At 40.0% G+C, this 18,110-nt stretch carries 21 protein-coding genes; 3 read left to right on the top strand and 18 right to left on the bottom strand.

From position 1 onward, the window contains the following. Window positions 1–73: 73 nt before the first annotated feature. From ORH16_RS05345 to ORH16_RS05335, 3 genes are read right to left on the bottom strand one after another with little or no spacing between them, the layout of a single operon-like run. On the bottom strand, window positions 74–1,276 hold the full coding sequence (locus ORH16_RS05345; RefSeq protein WP_265456922.1) for a CCA tRNA nucleotidyltransferase: 1,203 nt from the start codon (window positions 1,274–1,276) through the stop codon (window positions 74–76). Further along, window positions 1,273–2,061 carry a 4-hydroxy-tetrahydrodipicolinate reductase gene (dapB, locus tag ORH16_RS05340; RefSeq protein WP_265456920.1) on the bottom strand — a complete coding sequence of 263 codons (789 nt, stop codon included), beginning with the start codon at window positions 2,059–2,061 and terminating at the stop codon, window positions 1,273–1,275. Before dapB ends, ORH16_RS05345 begins: the two co-directional genes overlap by 4 nt. Beyond that, the gene (locus ORH16_RS05335) at window positions 2,054–2,395 is read right to left on the bottom strand and encodes a nucleotide pyrophosphohydrolase (protein WP_265456918.1); all 342 of its coding nucleotides are present in this window, start codon (window positions 2,393–2,395) and stop codon (window positions 2,054–2,056) included. The genes dapB and ORH16_RS05335 overlap by 8 nt, the downstream gene beginning before the upstream one ends. Before the next feature lie 141 nt (window positions 2,396–2,536). Here ORH16_RS05335 and ORH16_RS05330 point away from each other — a divergent pair, with 141 nt between their 5' ends. After that, window positions 2,537–3,409, top strand: coding sequence for a YitT family protein (locus tag ORH16_RS05330; RefSeq protein ID WP_416207836.1), 873 nt, complete (start codon window positions 2,537–2,539; stop codon window positions 3,407–3,409). A 183-nt stretch (window positions 3,410–3,592) separates the two neighbouring features. On the opposite strand, the gene ORH16_RS05325 is transcribed toward ORH16_RS05330, so the two are convergent. From ORH16_RS05325 to ORH16_RS05315, 3 genes are read right to left on the bottom strand one after another with little or no spacing between them, the layout of a single operon-like run. After that, window positions 3,593–4,162 carry a YpiB family protein gene (locus tag ORH16_RS05325; protein WP_265456915.1) on the bottom strand — a complete coding sequence of 190 codons (570 nt, stop codon included), beginning with the start codon at window positions 4,160–4,162 and terminating at the stop codon, window positions 3,593–3,595. Then, a complete protein-coding gene (locus ORH16_RS05320) occupies window positions 4,152–5,420 on the bottom strand; it encodes a tetratricopeptide repeat protein (RefSeq protein WP_265456913.1) in 1,269 nt (422 codons plus the stop codon). Before ORH16_RS05320 ends, ORH16_RS05325 begins: the two co-directional genes overlap by 11 nt. 9 nt (window positions 5,421–5,429) lie before the next feature. Further along, complete coding sequence (locus ORH16_RS05315) at window positions 5,430–6,467, bottom strand: hypothetical protein (protein WP_265456912.1); 1,038 nt, start codon at window positions 6,465–6,467, stop codon at window positions 5,430–5,432. A 241-nt stretch (window positions 6,468–6,708) separates the two neighbouring features. Between ORH16_RS05315 and ORH16_RS05310 the strand changes: the two genes are divergently transcribed. Further along, entirely contained in the window at window positions 6,709–7,221 is a 513-nt protein-coding gene (locus tag ORH16_RS05310; RefSeq protein ID WP_265456910.1) for a VanZ family protein, read from the top strand. A 131-nt stretch (window positions 7,222–7,352) separates the two neighbouring features. Here ORH16_RS05310 and ORH16_RS05305 read toward each other — a convergent pair whose 3' ends face one another. The 7 genes from ORH16_RS05305 to ORH16_RS05275 all read right to left on the bottom strand — a co-directional run bounded on the left by ORH16_RS05305 (window position 7,353) and on the right by ORH16_RS05275 (window position 14,753). Next, window positions 7,353–7,628: an HU family DNA-binding protein gene (locus tag ORH16_RS05305; protein ID WP_265456908.1), complete on the bottom strand. Its 276-nt coding sequence runs from the start codon at window positions 7,626–7,628 to the stop codon at window positions 7,353–7,355. A gap of 254 nt (window positions 7,629–7,882) precedes the next feature. Beyond that, window positions 7,883–9,193, bottom strand: a complete 1,311-nt coding sequence (gene der / locus ORH16_RS05300) for a ribosome biogenesis GTPase Der (RefSeq protein ID WP_265456906.1) — start codon at window positions 9,191–9,193, stop codon at window positions 7,883–7,885. A 308-nt stretch (window positions 9,194–9,501) separates the two neighbouring features. Next, window positions 9,502–10,716, bottom strand: coding sequence for a 30S ribosomal protein S1 (rpsA, locus tag ORH16_RS05295; RefSeq protein ID WP_265456905.1), 1,215 nt, complete (start codon window positions 10,714–10,716; stop codon window positions 9,502–9,504). Window positions 10,717–10,846: 130 nt separating this feature from the next. Then, window positions 10,847–11,518 (bottom strand): (d)CMP kinase, encoded by a 672-nt coding sequence (gene cmk, locus ORH16_RS05290; RefSeq protein ID WP_265456904.1) that lies wholly within the window; start codon window positions 11,516–11,518, stop codon window positions 10,847–10,849. Between the two features lie 94 nt (window positions 11,519–11,612). After that, on the bottom strand, window positions 11,613–12,152 hold the full coding sequence (locus tag ORH16_RS05285) for an SAG1386/EF1546 family surface-associated protein (RefSeq protein ID WP_265456903.1): 540 nt from the start codon (window positions 12,150–12,152) through the stop codon (window positions 11,613–11,615). Between the two features lie 182 nt (window positions 12,153–12,334). Next, the gene (locus tag ORH16_RS05280) at window positions 12,335–13,735 is read right to left on the bottom strand and encodes a RecQ family ATP-dependent DNA helicase (protein WP_265456901.1); all 1,401 of its coding nucleotides are present in this window, start codon (window positions 13,733–13,735) and stop codon (window positions 12,335–12,337) included. A 4-nt stretch (window positions 13,736–13,739) separates the two neighbouring features. After that, window positions 13,740–14,753: a helix-turn-helix domain-containing protein gene (locus ORH16_RS05275; protein ID WP_265456899.1), complete on the bottom strand. Its 1,014-nt coding sequence runs from the start codon at window positions 14,751–14,753 to the stop codon at window positions 13,740–13,742. Between the two features lie 29 nt (window positions 14,754–14,782). Here ORH16_RS05275 and ORH16_RS05270 point away from each other — a divergent pair, with 29 nt between their 5' ends. Continuing rightward, window positions 14,783–14,992, top strand: coding sequence for a ferredoxin (locus ORH16_RS05270; RefSeq protein WP_265456897.1), 210 nt, complete (start codon window positions 14,783–14,785; stop codon window positions 14,990–14,992). Between the two features lie 156 nt (window positions 14,993–15,148). On the opposite strand, the gene ORH16_RS05265 is transcribed toward ORH16_RS05270, so the two are convergent. From ORH16_RS05265 to ORH16_RS05245, 5 genes are read right to left on the bottom strand one after another with little or no spacing between them, the layout of a single operon-like run. Beyond that, entirely contained in the window at window positions 15,149–15,565 is a 417-nt protein-coding gene (locus tag ORH16_RS05265; protein ID WP_265456896.1) for a rhodanese-like domain-containing protein, read from the bottom strand. A 15-nt stretch (window positions 15,566–15,580) separates the two neighbouring features. Continuing rightward, complete coding sequence (locus ORH16_RS05260) at window positions 15,581–16,549, bottom strand: ROK family glucokinase (protein ID WP_265456895.1); 969 nt, start codon at window positions 16,547–16,549, stop codon at window positions 15,581–15,583. Continuing rightward, the gene (locus ORH16_RS05255) at window positions 16,549–16,761 is read right to left on the bottom strand and encodes a YqgQ family protein (protein ID WP_265456894.1); all 213 of its coding nucleotides are present in this window, start codon (window positions 16,759–16,761) and stop codon (window positions 16,549–16,551) included. Before ORH16_RS05255 ends, ORH16_RS05260 begins: the two co-directional genes overlap by 1 nt. A gap of 21 nt (window positions 16,762–16,782) precedes the next feature. Next, window positions 16,783–17,484, bottom strand: coding sequence for a rhomboid family intramembrane serine protease (locus ORH16_RS05250; RefSeq protein ID WP_265456892.1), 702 nt, complete (start codon window positions 17,482–17,484; stop codon window positions 16,783–16,785). A gap of 9 nt (window positions 17,485–17,493) precedes the next feature. Then, a complete protein-coding gene (locus ORH16_RS05245) occupies window positions 17,494–18,033 on the bottom strand; it encodes a 5-formyltetrahydrofolate cyclo-ligase (RefSeq protein ID WP_265456890.1) in 540 nt (179 codons plus the stop codon). Between the last annotated feature and the right edge of the window lie 77 nt (window positions 18,034–18,110).

Raw genomic sequence — 18,110 nt, 5'->3', positions numbered from 1 at the left:
TCTTTTTACTAACAATTTAATTTTATCATATTTTCAGTAATTAAAGCCATCAATCTGATTGCAGATTGAGAATTTAGCCTTTCTCTGCTGCCATCGTCAATAAAGCCTTTGAATCATTGGCAACTTCACCATTTAAAACTGCTAACTCCAGCTCATGTAAAAGTTCGCTGACCCATTTGCCAGGAGGCTGGTCTGAACTTGCCAAAATTTCTTTACCGCCGATTGCCAGTTCTTGTAGATGATGAATCGGCAGTTTTTGATATTTTTTTTCTGCCAATAGACTTTGATTTTCTTGAGAAAAAAAGGGCCGCAGCTCTTCCACTAAAATGACATCTGCTCCAATTTCATAAAGCATCGTGGCTGTCCATTCCTGTTCCAAGCGAAAATTTAAACCCTTTAATAAATTCTGTACTTGTTTAATCATCTGATTCGATGTTTTCCAGGCCTTTAAAAAGGGTTCGACTGCTTCAGGCGACAAATCCAAGCATTTTAACAATAAAGTCCACGCTTGGGCTTCTGTTTTGATAGTATCCTCGGGTAAATCCGCAAAGCGCAGCAAGGCTGCCCCTTGATTTTTTAAGCCTGGACAGTATTCAAAGCATTCCGTCTCCACAAAATATTTCAAGCCTAAAGAGCGGTATTCTCCTAAGAGTAATTTTACAAATTCGACGTTGATGCGTTCGACGGAAATTTTTGCTAAAAGCGCATGATTTTCTTCAATTGCCGCTGCCGTTTCTGACTCTAAAGAAAATCCCAATTGGCTGACAAAACGCAGGCCCCGCATCATCCGCAGAGCATCTTCACGAAAACGTTCATGGGGATTGCGTACAGCCCGGATAATTTTTGCCGCTAAATCCTCCAGTCCATCAAATAAATCAATAATTTCGCCATCTTCCTCTAAAGCAAATGCATTAATCGTAAAATCCCGCCGCTTTAAATCCTCGGCTAAACTGCGAACAAATTCAACTTGATCGGGGCGACGAAAATCTTGATAGGTCGACTCCGTGCGAAAGGTGGTAATTTCATAGGTCTCTTGATTGTCGGCTAAAACCATCACCGTACCGTGCTGAATGCCGACATCAATTGTCCGGGAAAAAAGAGCTTTAATCTCCTCTGGAAACCCGCTGGTGGCAATGTCCACATCATGAATCGGTTTAGCCAATAAAACATCCCGCACGCTGCCACCAACAAAATAAGCCTCATAACCGGCTGCTTTTATTTTACTTAAAACTGGCAAAGCTTTTTTAAACTCTTCAGGAATTGTTTTTAATCTCATAATAGCTGATCAAGTCCATAAACTAATTCCTGCAGGCCAACAACTTTTTCACAGCCAATAGCAACACCGGTCATAAAGGAAGAACGATCATAGGAATCATGACGGATGGTCAACCCTTCGCCGACACCGCCAAACTGCACTTGTTGATGAGCAATTAATCCCGGCAAGCGGACACTGTGAATCCGCATGCCGTCAAATTCAGCCCCACGAGCGCCGACTAAAGTTTCTTCTTCATCAGGATTGCCTTGAATTTTCGGCTGGCGGACTTGACTAATCATCTCAGCCGTTTTAATCGCTGTGCCGCTAGGAGCATCCAATTTTTTATCATGATGCAGCTCAATAATTTCCACATCAGGAAAATACTTAGCCGCTTTTTGAGCGAATTCCATCATCAAGACCGCACCTACCGCAAAATTGGGAGCAATCAAGCCACCAGTCTGCATTTCTTTTGAAAAGGCAATTAATTCGGCCACCGTTTCCTCAGTAAAGCCAGTCGTGCCGACAACTGGAGCAATTTTATTGGCTAAAGCAAAGCGGGTGTGCTCAATGGCATAGGCTGGAATTGTAAAATCAATCCAAACCTCTGGAGCAACAGCGAGGATCGCTTCTTTTTCATTGAACACCGGCACATCAACAGCACCATATTCTGAGATTTCATTTAAATTTTTTTCTTTGGCAATCGGGTCCAATACCCCCACCAATTCAAAACCTTCGTGTTCCAAAACCATTTTAGCAGCTGTGCTGCCCATGCGGCCTTTAAAGCCGGCGACAACGATTTTAATCATGGGTCAAGCCATCCTTTCTTTCAAAGCGAAATTTATCCCGCCGATTAAATTTTTCCATATTTTTTTCAAAGGCTTCCGTTAAATCAATGTCTAAAGAATTCGCCAGCATCAATGTGACAACTAAAACATCAGCCAATTCTTCACTGACGGGTTTTAAACCCTCAGAAGCTTTTTTTTGCTTCTCCCCGTAATAATGATTGATTTCTCTGGCCAACTCGCCAACTTCCTCCGTCATGCGGGCCATCTGGGCCAACGGCGAAAAATAGCCAACTTTAAATTGGGAAATATAATCATCAATTTCTTTTTGCAGCGAACTCAAAGAGCGTTCTGTCATTCTTTTTCACCTCAAATTCTCCTCTATCTTATCAAAACCAACAAAAAATTCCTAGTTGAAATACCTTTTTTAAAGCCCTGACTAAAAATTGAGAAAAAAGACAAAACGTGCTAAATTGGATAATAGAGTAGGAGGATGGTTGTGAAAAGAGTTCGTGATGTGTCATTGATTATTATTGGAGCGGGGATTTATGCCTTTGGCTTGGTTTATTTAAATATCGCCAATCAATTGGCTGAAGGTGGCATTTCTGGAATCACCTTAATTTTGCGGGCCCTCTTTCAAATTGACCCCGCCTATTCCACACTGGTCATCAACATCCCTTTAATTTTAATCGGTCGGCGGGTTTTAGGAAATCAATCATTTATTTACACAATTATCGGGACCTTGAGTCTCTCTGGTTTTTTATGGATTTGGCAACGAATTCCCATCGTGATTAATTTGCAGCATGATTTACTGATTGCCGCTTTATTAGCCGGTTTAATCGGCGGTGTCGGCAGCGGTTTAGTTTACCGCGTTGGCGGCACAACGGGTGGGACCGATATTATGGCACGGATTTTGGAGAAAAACTTTGGCGTCTCGATGGGGAAAACGATGTTTGGCTTTGATGTGATTGTTCTGTTGCTTTCATTAAGTTATATCGATTTGAAATTGATGATGTATACCTTGATTGTTTCCTATGTTTTCAGTCGCGTCATTGATTCGATTTTAGACGGCGGGTATTCAGCTAAAGGCTTGATTATTATTTCCAATCAGAGCCAAGCTATTGCACCAGTTTTGATGAACGAGTTAGAACGAGGCCTGACCTTTTTAGAAGGCGCTGGTGGCTATTCTGAACACGAAAAACGCGTCATTTATATGGTGGTCAGCCCTCGAGAATTGCGTCAGGTGAAAGAAATTGTGATTGGTGTTGACCCAAAAGCCTTTTTCTCTGTAATCAATGTTCACGAGGTTGAAGGAGAAGGCTTCACTTATTTAAAACCACAGGTGAAATTATTTAAACCAAAAACAAAATAAATTTAAAAATCGAGCCTGTGACATTGGTCTTTTTAACAGAAGAAATCTCGAACTATATTCTATTTGCTTCTGCGGTCCAGTAGGTCCGAAACGCAAATGAACAATATCTAGTGGCTTTCACTAGATATTGTTCGTAAAGTTCGGCTCTGTTCTAACTAATGTCACAGTCTCGATTTTTTTCAATCAATGTAATTTTTCAGCATCTGGCTCCCGCAGTTTTAACTTCAACTGATTAATTTCAGTTGATAATTCCAAGAAGCCATTTTGGTCGCCTTTTTCGATGGCCAAATCGACTTGATGATACAATAAGTCAATTTTTTGCCGCAATTCTTCTTGTTGAAAGAAGCGTTCAATTTCTTCGGTGACCTCTGAGCTGATTTGTTCATTCCAAGGAGCTGCTGGATTATCTTCTAAAATGGAAAGATACAGACTATTTTTCCAGGCATCTCTGAAAAAACATTCTAAATACAAGGGATTTTTCCAGTTCAGGCGAATCTCATGAAAAATTTGATCGCTGTCAAAAAAAGCTTTGTCTTTGATAAACAGCGTCATGGCCGATCCGACAAAGGATTCATCACGAATTTGCAAGCCACGAGTCGTTTTCTCCGCTTGTTCAACAAAATGAACATTGGCTAAAATCGCTTCATGATTGGCCAAGTAATTTAATATCCAAATCGTTTCCCGCTGTTTAAAGCTAACATTTGCTACTAACCAGTTGAGAAAATTTTGTTTTTCCTTTACTTCAATAAGCATCCTGATCACCCTCCAAATCCTCTAAAATTGACGCAACTTCCAAATCACCCGGCTCATGGTGCAGATAGTGCTGCAATAAAGCCTTCGCCTGCGTTAAATTGCCTTCATCCCGTAGGAAAATTCCGTAATCTTTTAAAAATTCTGCTTCGTGTTCTAATTCGTGGGCGGCTTGCTCGTAATGAACCCGCGCCACATCAAAATCCTCCAATTGTTCATAGGCTTTCGCCAAATTCCATTCAGCGTAAGGATTGTCACTTTCTTCCATGCGATTAATCGTGTCGACAACCTCTTGATAGCGCTCCTCGCTCAAGTAAAGATTACTTAAGGTCAACAAAGTTTCCTCTTGCTTTTCCCCAAGCTCCAAGGCTTGCAGCAATAATTCTTCTGAGCACTTGACATCGTGCAAACGAAAGGCATTTTCCGAAGCAAAGTGATAGAGATCCACTTGAAAAGGATTTTCTCTGAGGCCTTCTTCAATCACATCCTGCGCTTCTTCCAACAATTCCTCCTCCTGTAAAGCCTCCGCTAAAAATAAATACAGAGATTGATACTGGGGATTAGTTTCTCTTAATTGTTGCAAATAATGAATCACCTTTTGATTTTCTTTAAGCTGCAAATAAGTAAAGGCCAATTGAAATAGTCGGTCGTCGGTGGCTTCCACCGCCACCGCAGCTTCCAGATAAGGAATGGCTTCTTCAAATTCGCCGGCCATCCCTAAGGCCGTCCCAATTCGTTCATCCATCAAAACACCGCTGATTTCTGAAACACCTTGATGAACTAATTTTTGATAGCGGGCAATTGCTTCACTAAATTGGTCGTTAGAAAAATACAATTCGCCTAAAGCAAAATCAATTAATGGTTCCTCTGGCAAATACGTTTGCACTTCTAAGAGCTTCGCTTCGCTCACCTCAGGAATTCCTAACATTTGATACAAATCGGCGGTCACCAATAAACTTTGCGGATATGCTTCATCATCGGTGGTCACTTTTTCTAAATACTCAAAGGCTTCCTCCACCTGGTTATTATCGATCGCAATCTCCGCCAAAGGAATATAAAAGGCTCCGGTCTCAGGAGAATTCTCCACTAATTGTGTGAAAATTTGCTGAGCTTCTTCTAAAAAGCCACGAGTCAACAGTTCATCCCCTAAGGCCGCCAATAAATCGGCCTCATCGTGCTTTAAAGCCGCCTGCAAATGCTCTTGGGCTAAGACTAAATCCTCATTTTCAATGGCTTGAATTACTTTTTCACTGTCTGTCATAATACGCTCCTACTCCTGTAAATAGCCCTGGTAATCTTCTAACATTGTAATTAACTCCTGGCTACTGGGAATTTCTCTTCCTTCTATTGTACCGATTTTTGCTAAAGTTAACAGTGATTCGCTTTTTTCCAACACTTTTAAAACAGCCGCCGCATAATCACCAATTAAAAAATTAGTCGGCAATTCCAAGGGATAATCTAATCTTTTTAACCATTGCAGGAAATTCAGATAATTGAAATTCAGCTGCTTTTGATTGATGTTCCACAGTAAATGAAATAAAATTCCCAAAAATTCCTTCATACTATCCGATAATAGCTGACCGGCTTCGACCATATAAAAAGCTCTTTTAAAGACCTGACCATACTCATCTAGGGCAGCGCCATTTTTTTCATAATAGGCAACTAGATTCACTAGCATCCCAGATAACGGCTTACTTAAAACACTTTTTTCTTGGGGATAATTAAAAAATAATTCCTTTAAAAAATTCCGATCGACAAGAAGTCCGCACTTGATAAAAACTAATAAATCCAACAGTTTACCAGCAGTTTGCTCCTGAGTTAATGTCTGATCGAAAAAAATCAATTCCGGCAGATTTTGACTTTGTAAAATCGGTTGCTGTTTGGAATCGAGAATTTGCCCACTGCCTAAAAGTCCCTTTGCTAATGAACGCAATGAAATCGGCAACACCCAAAATCGACTGTCTAGTAACGTATTTTTTTGTAGATAATTAGTCAGTTCGACAACGCCTTCATTTCCAAAGGCGATAAATAAAAAGTCTTGGCGCTTAAAACGCCCGACAAATTCTAATAAGCTGGTTAATTCTTTTAACGAATTGCAGTTGCGGTGGTTGGGACAAATGTACCAATCAATGTCATCTGCCGCTGCTAATAATTGCGTCATTTTCATCGAAAATAAATCGTAATAGCGTTGGTTGGTGATAATCACTACATGCTTGTCGGCATAATCCAAATCAGCTAAACTGGCCGCTAAAGTTTCACCGTAAATTAGCTGGCTTTCTTTGCCAGCTTTTTTGAAACTCAATTCCATTGATTCCACCTCCCGCTTACTTATATTTTATCATAGCTGACCTTGTGAACCTATTAATATTGAAGAAATAAACAAATGATTTTCTTGTCAAACTGTTATTTCTATTAAGGTAAACTGACCTTGTTTAGCCACAATTTCAAAAACTAAAAAAATTTCGCAACTCAGTCTAAGGGCCTATGAAAAAAATCGCCTTCGAGTGTACTATTATAAGTAGTACACTAAATTTTTAAGGAGTAGGATTATGAAAAAAAATAAAGCTGCTGGCATTCTTTTACTTTGCTATTTAGTAGTGGTCGTTTGGATTATCTTGTTTAAAGTCGCCACCTCTGTCGACACTGTGAAATTTTTTTTGGAGCATCCAAGTCGCAGCCTCAATCTAATTCCTTTTGGCGAATCCGTCATCGTCAATGGCAAAATTTATCTGCAGGAAATTATTTACAATACCCTGATTTTTGTGCCCTTCGGCGGCCTATTGAGTCTTTATGACAAACGGAGTTCTCTAATAAAAAAATTGTTTTATATCTTTAGCTTGAGTTTGCTTTTAGAAACAGTGCAATATGTATTAGGAATTGGGGCAAGTGATATTACAGATGTACTAGTCAACACTTTAGGCGGCTTAATCGGTTTGCTGATTTATCAGCTATTAAAGCATTTTGTAGCTGAAGGAAAATTAGACCGCCTACTTTTGCGTTTAGGTAGCATTATTTTTTTAGCGGGGCTGTTGTTTATCTGCTTTATGTTGTTAGTAAATTAATGCTTTTTTTGAAACTTGAAAAATCAAATAAAACTTTTCAATCAACTTTACAGTTCTTTTATTTGAATGTCTGAGAAAGAAATTCTAGCCAAAAAAAAACCCTTGATAAACAAGGGTTCAAAGTGTCAGTCTTATTTAACTGCATCTTTAAGTGCTTTACCTGGTTTGAATGCAGGTACTTTGCTAGCTGGAATTTCGATTTCTTCACCAGTTTGAGGGTTACGTCCTTTACGTGCAGCACGTTCGCGCACTTCGAAGTTACCAAAACCGATCAATTGAACTTTTTCACCGTTAGCTAAAGCATCTTGAATAGTTGCGAAGACTGCATCTACTGCTGCAGTTGCGTCTTTTTTTGTTAATTCAGTAGCTGCTGCAACTTTTTCGATTAATTCTGCTTTGTTTGCCATGGATAGTTTCACCTCCTCGACAATAAAATTTGATGTTATCCATCTTTAGTTCGTTTTTTTGAGTGGTCCAAAAAAGTGAACTACAAATATTGATTTGGTTCAATATTCTTTCTAAACGATATCATAAGAACCCTTTTATAGCAAGGGTTTAGACAGATTTTTCATCGTTTTTGGACAGCTTTTTGTCCAAATAAATAAAATCGCCGAAAATCGCTATTATTCTTTTACAAAAATAACCAACTGTGTTAAAATGCCTATTTTCTGCGGCGAGGGATGATTTTAATCGGTGTCCCCTCAAAGGCGAAGGCCTTGCGGATTTGATTTTCTAAAAAGCGGGAATAAGAAAAATGCATCAATTCTTCTTCATTGACAAAAATTACAAAAGTTGGCGGTTTGACAGCTACTTGTGTCGCATAAAAAATCTTCAAGCGTTTGCCCTTGTCCGTCGGTGTCGGATTGATGGCCACAGCATCCATAATGATATCATTTAAGACAGCTGATGGCACCCGTAGATTTTGATTGTAGCTGACCTCTTCAATTAAAGCTGGCAATTGATTTAGCCGCTGCTTCGTTACAGCAGAAACAAAAATAATCGGCGCATAATCTAAATAAGCAAACTCTTCACGGATTTCTTTTTCAAAATCACGTAAAGTATTGGTTTCTTTTTCAACGAGGTCCCACTTATTAACAACAATTACCATGCCTCGGCCGGCTTCATGGGCATAGCCCGCAACCCGTTTATCCTGTTCGCGAATTCCTTCATGGGCATTTAGCACCATTAAGACAATATCAGAACGATCAATCGCCCGCATCGCACGCATAACGCTGTACTTCTCAGTATTTTCGTACACTTTGCCTCGTTTGCGCATACCAGCTGTATCAATCATTAAAAATTTCTGACCAGTTTCTGAAACAAAACGGGTGTCGATAGCATCTCTGGTGGTTCCTTCAATTTCTGAAACAATTACCCGATCTTCACCAAGAATGGCATTGATCAAAGAGGATTTCCCGACGTTTGGGCGGCCAATCAAACTAAATTTAATGACATCGTCTTCTTCAACCTCAGCTTCTGTTGAAAAATGTTTTACAGCTTCATCTAACAAATCCCCAATTCCGAGACCGTGGCTACCAGAAATCGGTAACGGTTCTCCTAAGCCTAAAGAATAGAACTCATAGACTTCGCTGCGCATTTCAGGATTATCCACTTTATTGACGCCAAGAATCACCGGTTTGTGGCTGCGATATAAAATTTTTGCGACAGATTCGTCGGCATCAGTAATGCCTTCGCGACCGCTGACAACAAAAATAATCACATCCGCTTCATCAATCGCAATTTCTGCTTGATGCTTAATCTGATCCATAAAGGGTTCATCACCGAGGTCAATTCCCCCCGTATCAATAATACTGAACTCCCGACCTAGCCATTCTCCAGTCGCATAAATTCGATCTCTAGTTACTCCTGGGGTATCTTCAACGATTGAAATTCGTTCTCCGGCAATCCGATTAAAAATTGTAGATTTCCCGACATTCGGCCGCCCTACAATGGCGATAGTTGGATTTGACATATATACTCTCCTCTAAGATGTTGCAACTACTAAAAAACTTCTGCTGATTTTGTTAGGCATTGGTGAATATTTTTTCTACATACAATAAACATCGAAAAACTTTCATCAGCCGTTTAACGAAACAGCTTTTCTAGCTTATGTCACAACCTTCGTCATTTCACAATTGCTTTACAATCTCAACTAGTTTAACGAATCTTTTGTTAAGTTGCAAGAATAATTCCGTTTGACTGCACTTAATAGCTCTAGCAATCATTTTTTTCCAATAAAAAACCAGACAGCTTGTGAAAGCCATCTGGTCTGCAATCAGTTTAATCTTCAGAATCTTGATTCTTTAAAGCTTCCCCCAAAATATCCCCCATGGTAAAGCCAGTATTTTCCTCTGGCAATTCATAGCTTTCAACTTCTGGGTCTTCCACCTTTGAATCCTCTGGTTTTTCTTCCAAAGCCTTAATGCTTAAAGCAATCCGATGTTCGTTTGGATTCACTTCTAAGACCTTCACTTGAATTTCGTCCCCTTCATGCAGCACTTCATGAGGTGTTGCAATATGTTTATGGGAAATTTGTGAAATATGCACTAAGCCTTCTACACCAGGGAATACTTCCACAAAGGCGCCAAAGCTTGTCAGACGTTTTACAACACCGTCTAGCACGCTACCAGCTGCAGCTTTATCTTCAATGTCTGACCAAGGTCCAGGCAAGGTGTCTTTAATAGAAAGTGACACTCTTTCTTCGTCAGGATTAATCGCCAAAATTTTCACGTTGACTTTATCCCCGACAGATAAAACATCACTTGGTTTGTCTACGTGATTGTGGGCAATTTCGGATACGTGAACCAATCCGTCAATGCCGCCTAAATCAACGAAGGCTCCAAAGTCAGTTAAACGAGCGACTGTTCCTTCAACAGTTGCACCCACTTCAAGATTTGCTAATACTTCATGTTTTTTCTCTTCTTTTTCAGCTTCAACAACTGCCCGATGGGAGAGAATCAAACGATTTTCTGAAGGTTCGATTTCGACAATCTTCAACGTCAACGTTTGTCCTTTGTAGTCTGAAAAATCTTCGATGAAATGATCTTCAACCATTGATGCTGGTACGAACCCACGTACGCCGACATCAACTACTAGACCACCTTTAACAATATTGGTAACAGGTGCTTCTAGAATCTTACCTGCTTTGAAATCTTCTTCAATTTGTTCCCAAACTTTTTTCGCATCAATGCGACGTTTAGACAACAAATAGTTTCCGTTCTCTTTGTCTTTACCAATTGGGGCAATTACCACCAATTCCATAACATCGCCAACTTTTGCAAGTTCATTGATGTCATCCACAGGTAATGTCGATAGTTCTTTTGCTGGGACCACGCCTTCTACCCCGGCACCTTCTATCCCAACGATAATTTGTTTGTCTTCGATTGCTAAAACTTCACCCTTAACAATATCGCCGACCTTTACTTCGTGGAAACTACTTAAAGCATCCTCCATCGTTTCATTGCCTAAATCTTGTTTTTCATCAAATTCTGTCATGACATTGATCCTCCTAACCAACAGATGTCCAAAATAACACTCTATTACTAGTTTAATTGATATTTGTCAAAAAATAAAGCGATTTCTGGAAATTTCTTAACTTTGTAATTTTTGCGACAGCTTTTTGCTATTAAAAGCCCTTATCTGTAACTATTTCCTCAATTTTTTCTACTACTTGAGGAATCGTCAAGCCTGTTGTATCCAATAACACCGCATCCTCTGCCTGTTTTAATGGGGAAACCTCTCTGGTGGAGTCTAAAAAATCTCGTTTTTCAATTTCTGTTTTTAAGATATCGAATGGTGTCTCAATCCCATTTTCAATATTTTCTTTATAGCGTCTCTCAGCTCTCTCTGTCACGCTGGCAATAAGAAAAATTTTGACTTCTGCTCGCGGCAATACCTGTGTTCCGATATCTCGTCCGTCCATCACAACTCCGCCATCTTCGGCCATCTCCTGCTGCTGAAAAACTAATTTTTCTCGGACTAAGGCTTGTGCAGAAACTTCTGACACAGCATTCGTGACCTCCGGCTGCCGAATTGCCAAGGTACAATCCTTTTCTTCAATAAAAACCAATTGGCCATTTTCTCCTTGTTTAAAACGAATTGGATACTGCTCAATTAATTCCACCAAGCCCGCTTGATTATTTAAAGCGACATGATGCTTCAAAGCCAGATAAGTCACACTGCGATACATCGCCCCCGTGTCAATATAAATAAAGTCCAATTTTTTTGCCAAAATTTTTGCGACAGTACTTTTGCCAGATGACGCTGGGCCATCGATTGCGATATTGAATTTTTTCATGATTCGACTCCTCTTTTAAACTAAAACAAAAAAGATACAGCATCTTTTTACAAGACGCTGTCTCTTCAAAATGATTGATTGTGCACCCATCTTCTTAGGAAATCCGTAATTCATCCCCTGGCATAATCACGGAGTTTGCATTTAAGTCATTTAACTCATAAACAGTCTCTAAAGAAACACCATTTCGTTGAGCAAAGACATACAGTCCGTCGCCAGCTTGAACTGTTGCATAAACTGCTTCACTGTCGGTATCATTACTATCCGTAGCGTCACTTTCAGATTCAGAAGTTTCTGTCATGTTTTCGCTAGACTCAGTTGCCGCTGTTTCTTGTGATGAAGTCGTGGTATCACTAGTTACTTGAGAACTACTGGTCGAAGTTCCTAAGGTAGCTGGAGTGGTAGAATTACTACTGTCATAACGTAAAAATACGAGCCAGCCGATAATAATCACAGCCATCAATGCCAACATGGTCAATAATAATTTTACAAAAAGCACGTTACCGCTTTTCTTTTTGCGATGCTGGCTACGGGAGCCAGTCACTTCATAATCAGTATCATAGATGGGTTGTTCCCATGGTTTTTTTTCAGAATTTTCACTTTTGCCTTTGCCGCCTTGTTTGTCTTTCTTGCTCAAGTTTCTTTTACCTCCCAGTTGTCATAAAGGATTTCTCTCTATTTAAATGAATCATCATTTTTAAAATTTCATACATGCTGATGTTGCTAGCAGCAGACTCTTAATTTGAATGAGCCTTCATACTGTCGTTCGTTATTATAGCATATCCCACAAATCTCTGTCCTTTAGATTTTCAGATTAATTTATTCTTTAAATAATTTTAGCAAAACCTCCTGCCAGTTAGGCAATGTCTTTTCAGCTGTAAAAACTTCCGTTGACTTTTCCAGTAGCTTAGCCTGATGAAAATCACAACAATTTCTAGGAATTTCCGCCAAGCTTTCATCAAAATAGGCAAGCATTTTTGCTCTGCGGCAGCCGCTTGCTTGAATATAGTCCAGCATGTGATTGAGCTGCGAAAATTTATCAGATTCATGCTGGGTCAAGCGCTGGATAATCGCTGCTGATTCTTCCATCTGACTTTCAGCATACCACTTGCGTTGCAATTCAGAAAAATTACTTTCATCAACATTTGGTTGCTGAATTAAAAATTGGAAGACTCTTCGTTCCTCTTGCCGCTGTTTTTGAAAATAATAATGCAGACTTTCATCGCCAGTTTGATACAGCAAAATCGCTTGGCTGGCCTGACCATCACGACCAGCCCGCCCAATTTCTTGAACATAGTTTTCTAAACTGTCGGACAAATCATAATGAATGATACTGCGGATATCGGCTTTATTAATGCCCATTCCAAAGGCATTGGTAGCTACTAGCCAGTCCAGTTGTCCTTCGGTGAATTGCTGTTGCAGTTGCCTGCGTTCATTACTAGCCAGGCCTCCATGATAATAGCCGATTCTCAAATATAGCTTAAATTCTTGATAAATTTCCTCCACCATTTTACGGGTCCCACAATAAATAATGCCGGGAGCGGCTGTTTTATGTACAAATTTTTTTAAGGTAGCAGCCTTATCTTCCGTTTTTTCTACAAATAAGGCAATATTATCCCGCTCGACTGACCCTTGGTAAACATAAGAATCATCATAAAAAAATAAATTCTGAATATCGGCGATAACCTTTGGTGTTGCCGTGGCCGTCAATCCCAATAGTAAAGGATTGTCTAATTGCTGCAGGACCTGCGCCAATTGACGATACTCTGGCCGAAAATCATTGCCCCACAAAGAGACACAGTGGATTTCATCAATCACTAGTTGGGCAAGTGTCAGTTGCTGCACCTTTTGTAAAACCTGTGGCTGCAAAAACATTTCTGGACTCATAAAAATAAAACGAAATTTCTCTAAGTGTTCCAAAAGCCATTTTTTTTCGGCAAAGCTATTGGAGCTATTTAAGGCGATCACCGCCTTTTCCCCTTGCTTTTGCAGCTGTAACACTTGGTCTTCCATTAAGGAAATCAGCGGTGAAATAATAATGGTGCTTCCAGCTAACAGATAGCCGCTAAATTGATAACATAAAGACTTGCCGCTTCCGGTTGGCAAAATTCCTAGAGCATTTTTGCCTTTTAATAAGGCGGTAATCAGTTCCTTTTGCCCCGGGCGAAACTGCTGCAGCTGAAATTTTTTCTGTAAAATTTTTTCTAGTGATTGCCCCACAGTCCTACCCCTTCTTTTTGAAAAAATCAATTTGACACAGGCGAAAAGCTAAGTAATCCAACTGACCACTACCCGCAAGCTCCTTATAATTCCAAGTGTCAGGCGGCAAAGAAAGCTTCGCTAATTCCGCCTTTACAGAGGCTGGCACAAAGTCAGCTGTCGGAAAATCTGAATCTTGAATGGCCCATTCAATCAAATGGTCGTTAATAGTGCCGATCTTTAAGCGGCGCTTGGCGGCAATTTCAGCAGGTGTCTTTCCCTGTTGTGCTAAAAATTTAGTTTGTTGCATACTTTGATTCAGATTTTGTAAATTAAAAGGAGCCAGTAAATCACTTAAAAGCGGCGGCTGCGTTTTTTCAATCAGCTCAAAAAAATAATGCAGCTGGCTGCGGGCGCTTAAAGCAGCCAGTGGTCCATTCGATTGTCCTGACAATTGAAATGGTAGCGAGCCTAACAGCTGATACCCGCTGAATTGACGAGCCAAAAAATCAGCCGTTTTTTGGGGCATCTGCGCAAAAATTTCTGTTAATTCTTGTGGTAGCTGTTTGATTAAGGTTTCTTTAGAAACTTTTTTCAACCATTTTTTCTGCTGGTTGATTAACAGAGGATTGTTTTCAATCGGAACATATTGATTGTTGTGGAAGCTCAGCTGAGAAACAACCTGCACCGCTAATTTAACACTGCGCCACATTTCCTCCTCCGACCGGCCATAAATGTAACTATTAAAGTGTTCCAAGGGGTACTGGATCAAAAGCTCCTCTAAAACGGCTTTTCCTAATGCTGTTAATTCTAAATAGTCCCCGCTGCGGATGAGATATTTTTTTTCAAGCAGCTTGAAAAGCAGCTGCTGATAGTCCTCTTGGGAAAGCTTTGGATAAATGCCAAAGAAGTTTAGATTTTGCTGAAAAAAACCAAAGAGCAATACCGAAGTCGAACCTTTCCCTTTTAACAAATGAAACAAAGTCGTTTCCTTAAGCTTGTTCCCAGCTTGAAACAAGAGTAAAATAGTTTTAGCCATAATACACCCCTTGAAAGGTTGGAAAATCTGTGAAGTGTCTGATTGTACCTGAAAAATGTATCGCCTGCGGACTTTGTCAAATCGTGGCCCCAGAAATTTTTGATTATGATGATGATGGCATTGTACTTTTTAAACAAGAACCAGAGGCCCAGCAGCAATTTATCGCTGAGGCAGCTAGACCGGCACTTTTAGAAGCCTACCGAAAATGTCCGGTGCGGGCAATTCTTATCGAAAAATAAATGCAACTTCTATTATACTAAAATCAGATAAAGAGAACCAGCCTGTTTTTTTAGGCTGGTTCTCTTTGAATTATGTCGAAATTTTTTATTCTAACAAAGTTGAACTTCAAACTTAAAAACTTGACGAATCCTTCGTCTTTAAAACGACGACAACTGTTAAACAGTTTTTTTCTTTTTAACTTTGCCTTCCCAGCCATCGTAGCCTTCTTTTAATAAGAATAAATTTTTAAAGCCAGCTTTTCTCAGTTGATTGGCCATGCGAATACTCAACGCTTTTCGCTGATCGTAAATATAGATTGGTTGATCTTTTCTTAAAGAATCGATGTATTGCTGGCGATAACTTTTATCCTTAATCATTGTATAAGGTAAGTTACGAGCGCCTAAAATATGACCCGCATCAAACGTATCTTTTTGTCTGACATCAATCACTTGGGCCTTTCGCAAGCCTTCACGAAATTCATCTTGATTTAACCAGGTGGCTGACCGTTTAGCCATTATACGCAAATAGCCTTCATATGCTCCCCAAATAACTAAAAGTCCTAAGAGGAAAAAATTCAAATACCATAAATTCATTTTAAAACGCTCCTTCTAATCCTGATCAAAATCTAAAGCTAATGAAGCGGCACCGATGACGCCTGCATCATTACCCAATTGGGCTAATTTAATTTGTGTACTCTCTCTGACTTGCGGGAAAGTAAATTCTTTAAAGTAGTTTTCCACCCGAACTCGCAAAAATTCGCCGGCAGCTGAGACGCCACCACCCAACACAATACTCGCCGGGTTCAATGTATTTCCTAAATTGCCGCAGGCTAAGCCTAAAAAGAAACAAACCCGATCGACGACCATTAAAGCAAAGGGATCATCACTTTGAGCCGCTTCAAAAACATCTTTACTAGTAACGGCTTGGCCATCATCTAAATTTGCCTTCAGTTGAGAATCTCCGGCATATTCTTCGGCTAATTGCCGAGCAACCCGCACAACGCCTGTTGCACTGGAGATTGTTTCCAAGCAACCTCTTTTGCCACAGGTACATTCAAAACCGTTTGGATCAACCGTTACGTGACCAATTTCGCCGGCACAGCCAGCTACCCCGTGCAATAATTTTCCTTCGGCGATAATACCGCCGCCGACACCAGTGCCTAAAGTAATGAAGACGACATCAGGATTATTTTCACCAGCGCCCTTCCAGCGTTCACCTAAAGCTGCCACGTTGGCATCATTATCAATCGCAAAACGAATACCTGTGCCTGTTTCAATTTGTTGGCGAACATTTTGCAAGGTTGTCCAATTTAAATTATAAGCGCCGATTACAGTCCCCGCCTGTCGGTCCACACTACCGGGAGTCCCCATGCCAATGCCAACAAAATCCTGCGGCTGCATGTCATATAAACCGAGATGATGATTGATGGATTCGACAATATCTGGCACAATATGGCTGCCATCGTCTAAAATATTTGTGTCGATACTCCATTTTTGCTGGATATCGCCGGCCGCATTTAAAATAGCAAACTTCACTGTCGTGCCGCCTAAATCAATCCCAATGATTTTTTTCGTCATTACAAATTCTCCTCTTGTCTAGATTCTTCAATACGGTGCTCTCTTTTCAAAATGCGCCAAGCCGTCAGATAAACCTCCCGCTCAATCAAGCGGCCCTCATACAAATTCTGCAATTCAATTTGCATCAATTCAATATCATAAATTCGCTTGCCGACATAGACATAAATACCGAATTGTTTAAATAACTGCTGCACATCATATAAAGTTTTCATAAGAAGCCACGTCCTTAGCTATTATACAAGTAAACCGGAACTTTTTAAAGCTACCAAAACACAGATTATGCATAAAAAGATAAAAATGACACCGCTGATTATTCTGAGATGAATCGAAAAATTCCCGCGATTTTTCGGCAAGGCGATAATTGCCGCAGTTAACGCGCCGCCAAGCAAGCCCCCTAAGTGACCATAAAAATCGACATTGATAAACAATCCGGAAATTAAATTGAGAAAAACCAATAAAATAAAGTTGCGCATCATCACACTCACGGCCGGATTATTGCGAAAATGATACCCAAAGACTAAAAATGCGCCAAAAAGTCCCATGTTGGCAGTCGAGACACCAGCTGAAAGAACATTCGGATTATTAAAAGCAAAGGAAAATACATTGCCTAAGAGCCCACTGAAGAAAAAGATAGCTAAAAAGCGGCCATGACCAAATAGCATTTCAATTTGTCTTCCTAAAAAGTACAGCACAATCATATTGAAGACAATGTGTTCTAAATTAAAATGTAAAAACATCGGCGTCACAAAACGCCAATATTGATGGAATTCGATAATTGCGTAGCGGCTCATTCCGCCGCTATATACTAAATTCAAACTCGGAAGCAGCCAGCCAATCACAAAGACTAACACTTCAATCGCTACTAAAGCATACGTAATAAATGGTTTATTCAGCCAACGCTTCAGCTGCATTTGTTGTTGATAATTCAAACCCATTCCTTCTTTCTATTCATCTGTAATCAGCAGGTCAACCGGCAAGTCAAATGCCTCAGCCTGCCAATCATCACAAAGCTGTTCAGTAAAAACCAAGCTGATTGTCTGCCCTTTAAAAGTTGTCAGAAAACGATCATAAAAACCGCCGCCAAAGCCAATTCGATAACCTGATGGTTTAAAGACGACACCTGGGACAATTAATAAGTCCGGCTTATCAAAAAAAATATCTGTATGTAATGGTTCTTTAATACCAAATTTGCTTACGTTGTATTCCGTTTCTTCAGAAATCTCGATGAAATGCAGCTGCCGTTTGGGATAAGTCTTTGGTAATGCGACTTTCTTGCCAGCCCTCATAGCCGCTTCAATAATCGGCAAGGTATTTAGTTCGGCTGTTGTCGAAAAGGTGATGCCAATTGAGTTGGCTCCACGCCATTGATCACTGGCGAACAATTTTTGATAAATTCTCGCTTCTTTTGCTTGTTTGTTCTCCGGCTGGTGAGCCAACTTATCCAGACGCTGGATGCCAAATTTTCTAACTGTTTTTTTATCCATTCCCTCACCTCTCTCAAGAATAGTACCTAAAAACCGGAATTTCCGCAAACCTTCTATAAAAAAAAATAAAAAAACTG

This window comes from Enterococcus sp. HY326, from assembly GCF_026157065.1.
Lineage (GTDB): Bacteria > Bacillota > Bacilli > Lactobacillales > Enterococcaceae > HY326.
The sequence above is the reverse complement of the archived record's forward strand: the minus strand, read 5'-3'. Positions and strand labels throughout refer to the sequence as shown.

Excerpts from the sequence above, each read along its gene's own strand:
- cmk (WP_265456904.1), bottom strand. The coding sequence starts at position 11,518 with ATGAAAAAATTCAATATCGCAATCGATGGCCCAGCGTCATCTGGCAAA.
- ORH16_RS05325 (WP_265456915.1), bottom strand. The coding sequence starts at position 4,162 with ATGCTTATTGAAGTAAAGGAAAAACAAAATTTTCTCAACTGGTTAGTA.
- ORH16_RS05245 (WP_265456890.1), bottom strand. The coding sequence starts at position 18,033 with ATGGATAAAAAAACAGTTAGAAAATTTGGCATCCAGCGTCTGGATAAG.
- der (WP_265456906.1), bottom strand. The coding sequence starts at position 9,193 with ATGTCAAATCCAACTATCGCCATTGTAGGGCGGCCGAATGTCGGGAAA.
- ORH16_RS05345 (WP_265456922.1), bottom strand. The coding sequence starts at position 1,276 with ATGAGATTAAAAACAATTCCTGAAGAGTTTAAAAAAGCTTTGCCAGTT.
- ORH16_RS05320 (WP_265456913.1), bottom strand. The coding sequence starts at position 5,420 with ATGACAGACAGTGAAAAAGTAATTCAAGCCATTGAAAATGAGGATTTA.
- ORH16_RS05255 (WP_265456894.1), bottom strand. The coding sequence starts at position 16,761 with ATGAAAACTTTATATGATGTGCAGCAGTTATTTAAACAATTCGGTATT.
- ORH16_RS05335 (WP_265456918.1), bottom strand. The coding sequence starts at position 2,395 with ATGACAGAACGCTCTTTGAGTTCGCTGCAAAAAGAAATTGATGATTAT.
- ORH16_RS05265 (WP_265456896.1), bottom strand. The coding sequence starts at position 15,565 with ATGAATTTATGGTATTTGAATTTTTTCCTCTTAGGACTTTTAGTTATT.
- ORH16_RS05310 (WP_265456910.1), top strand. The coding sequence starts at position 6,709 with ATGAAAAAAAATAAAGCTGCTGGCATTCTTTTACTTTGCTATTTAGTA.
- ORH16_RS05275 (WP_265456899.1), bottom strand. The coding sequence starts at position 14,753 with ATGGCTAAAACTATTTTACTCTTGTTTCAAGCTGGGAACAAGCTTAAG.
- ORH16_RS05315 (WP_265456912.1), bottom strand. The coding sequence starts at position 6,467 with ATGGAATTGAGTTTCAAAAAAGCTGGCAAAGAAAGCCAGCTAATTTAC.
- dapB (WP_265456920.1), bottom strand. The coding sequence starts at position 2,061 with ATGATTAAAATCGTTGTCGCCGGCTTTAAAGGCCGCATGGGCAGCACA.
- ORH16_RS05305 (WP_265456908.1), bottom strand. The coding sequence starts at position 7,628 with ATGGCAAACAAAGCAGAATTAATCGAAAAAGTTGCAGCAGCTACTGAA.
- ORH16_RS05260 (WP_265456895.1), bottom strand. The coding sequence starts at position 16,549 with ATGACGAAAAAAATCATTGGGATTGATTTAGGCGGCACGACAGTGAAG.
- rpsA (WP_265456905.1), bottom strand. The coding sequence starts at position 10,716 with ATGACAGAATTTGATGAAAAACAAGATTTAGGCAATGAAACGATGGAG.
- ORH16_RS05250 (WP_265456892.1), bottom strand. The coding sequence starts at position 17,484 with ATGGGTTTGAATTATCAACAACAAATGCAGCTGAAGCGTTGGCTGAAT.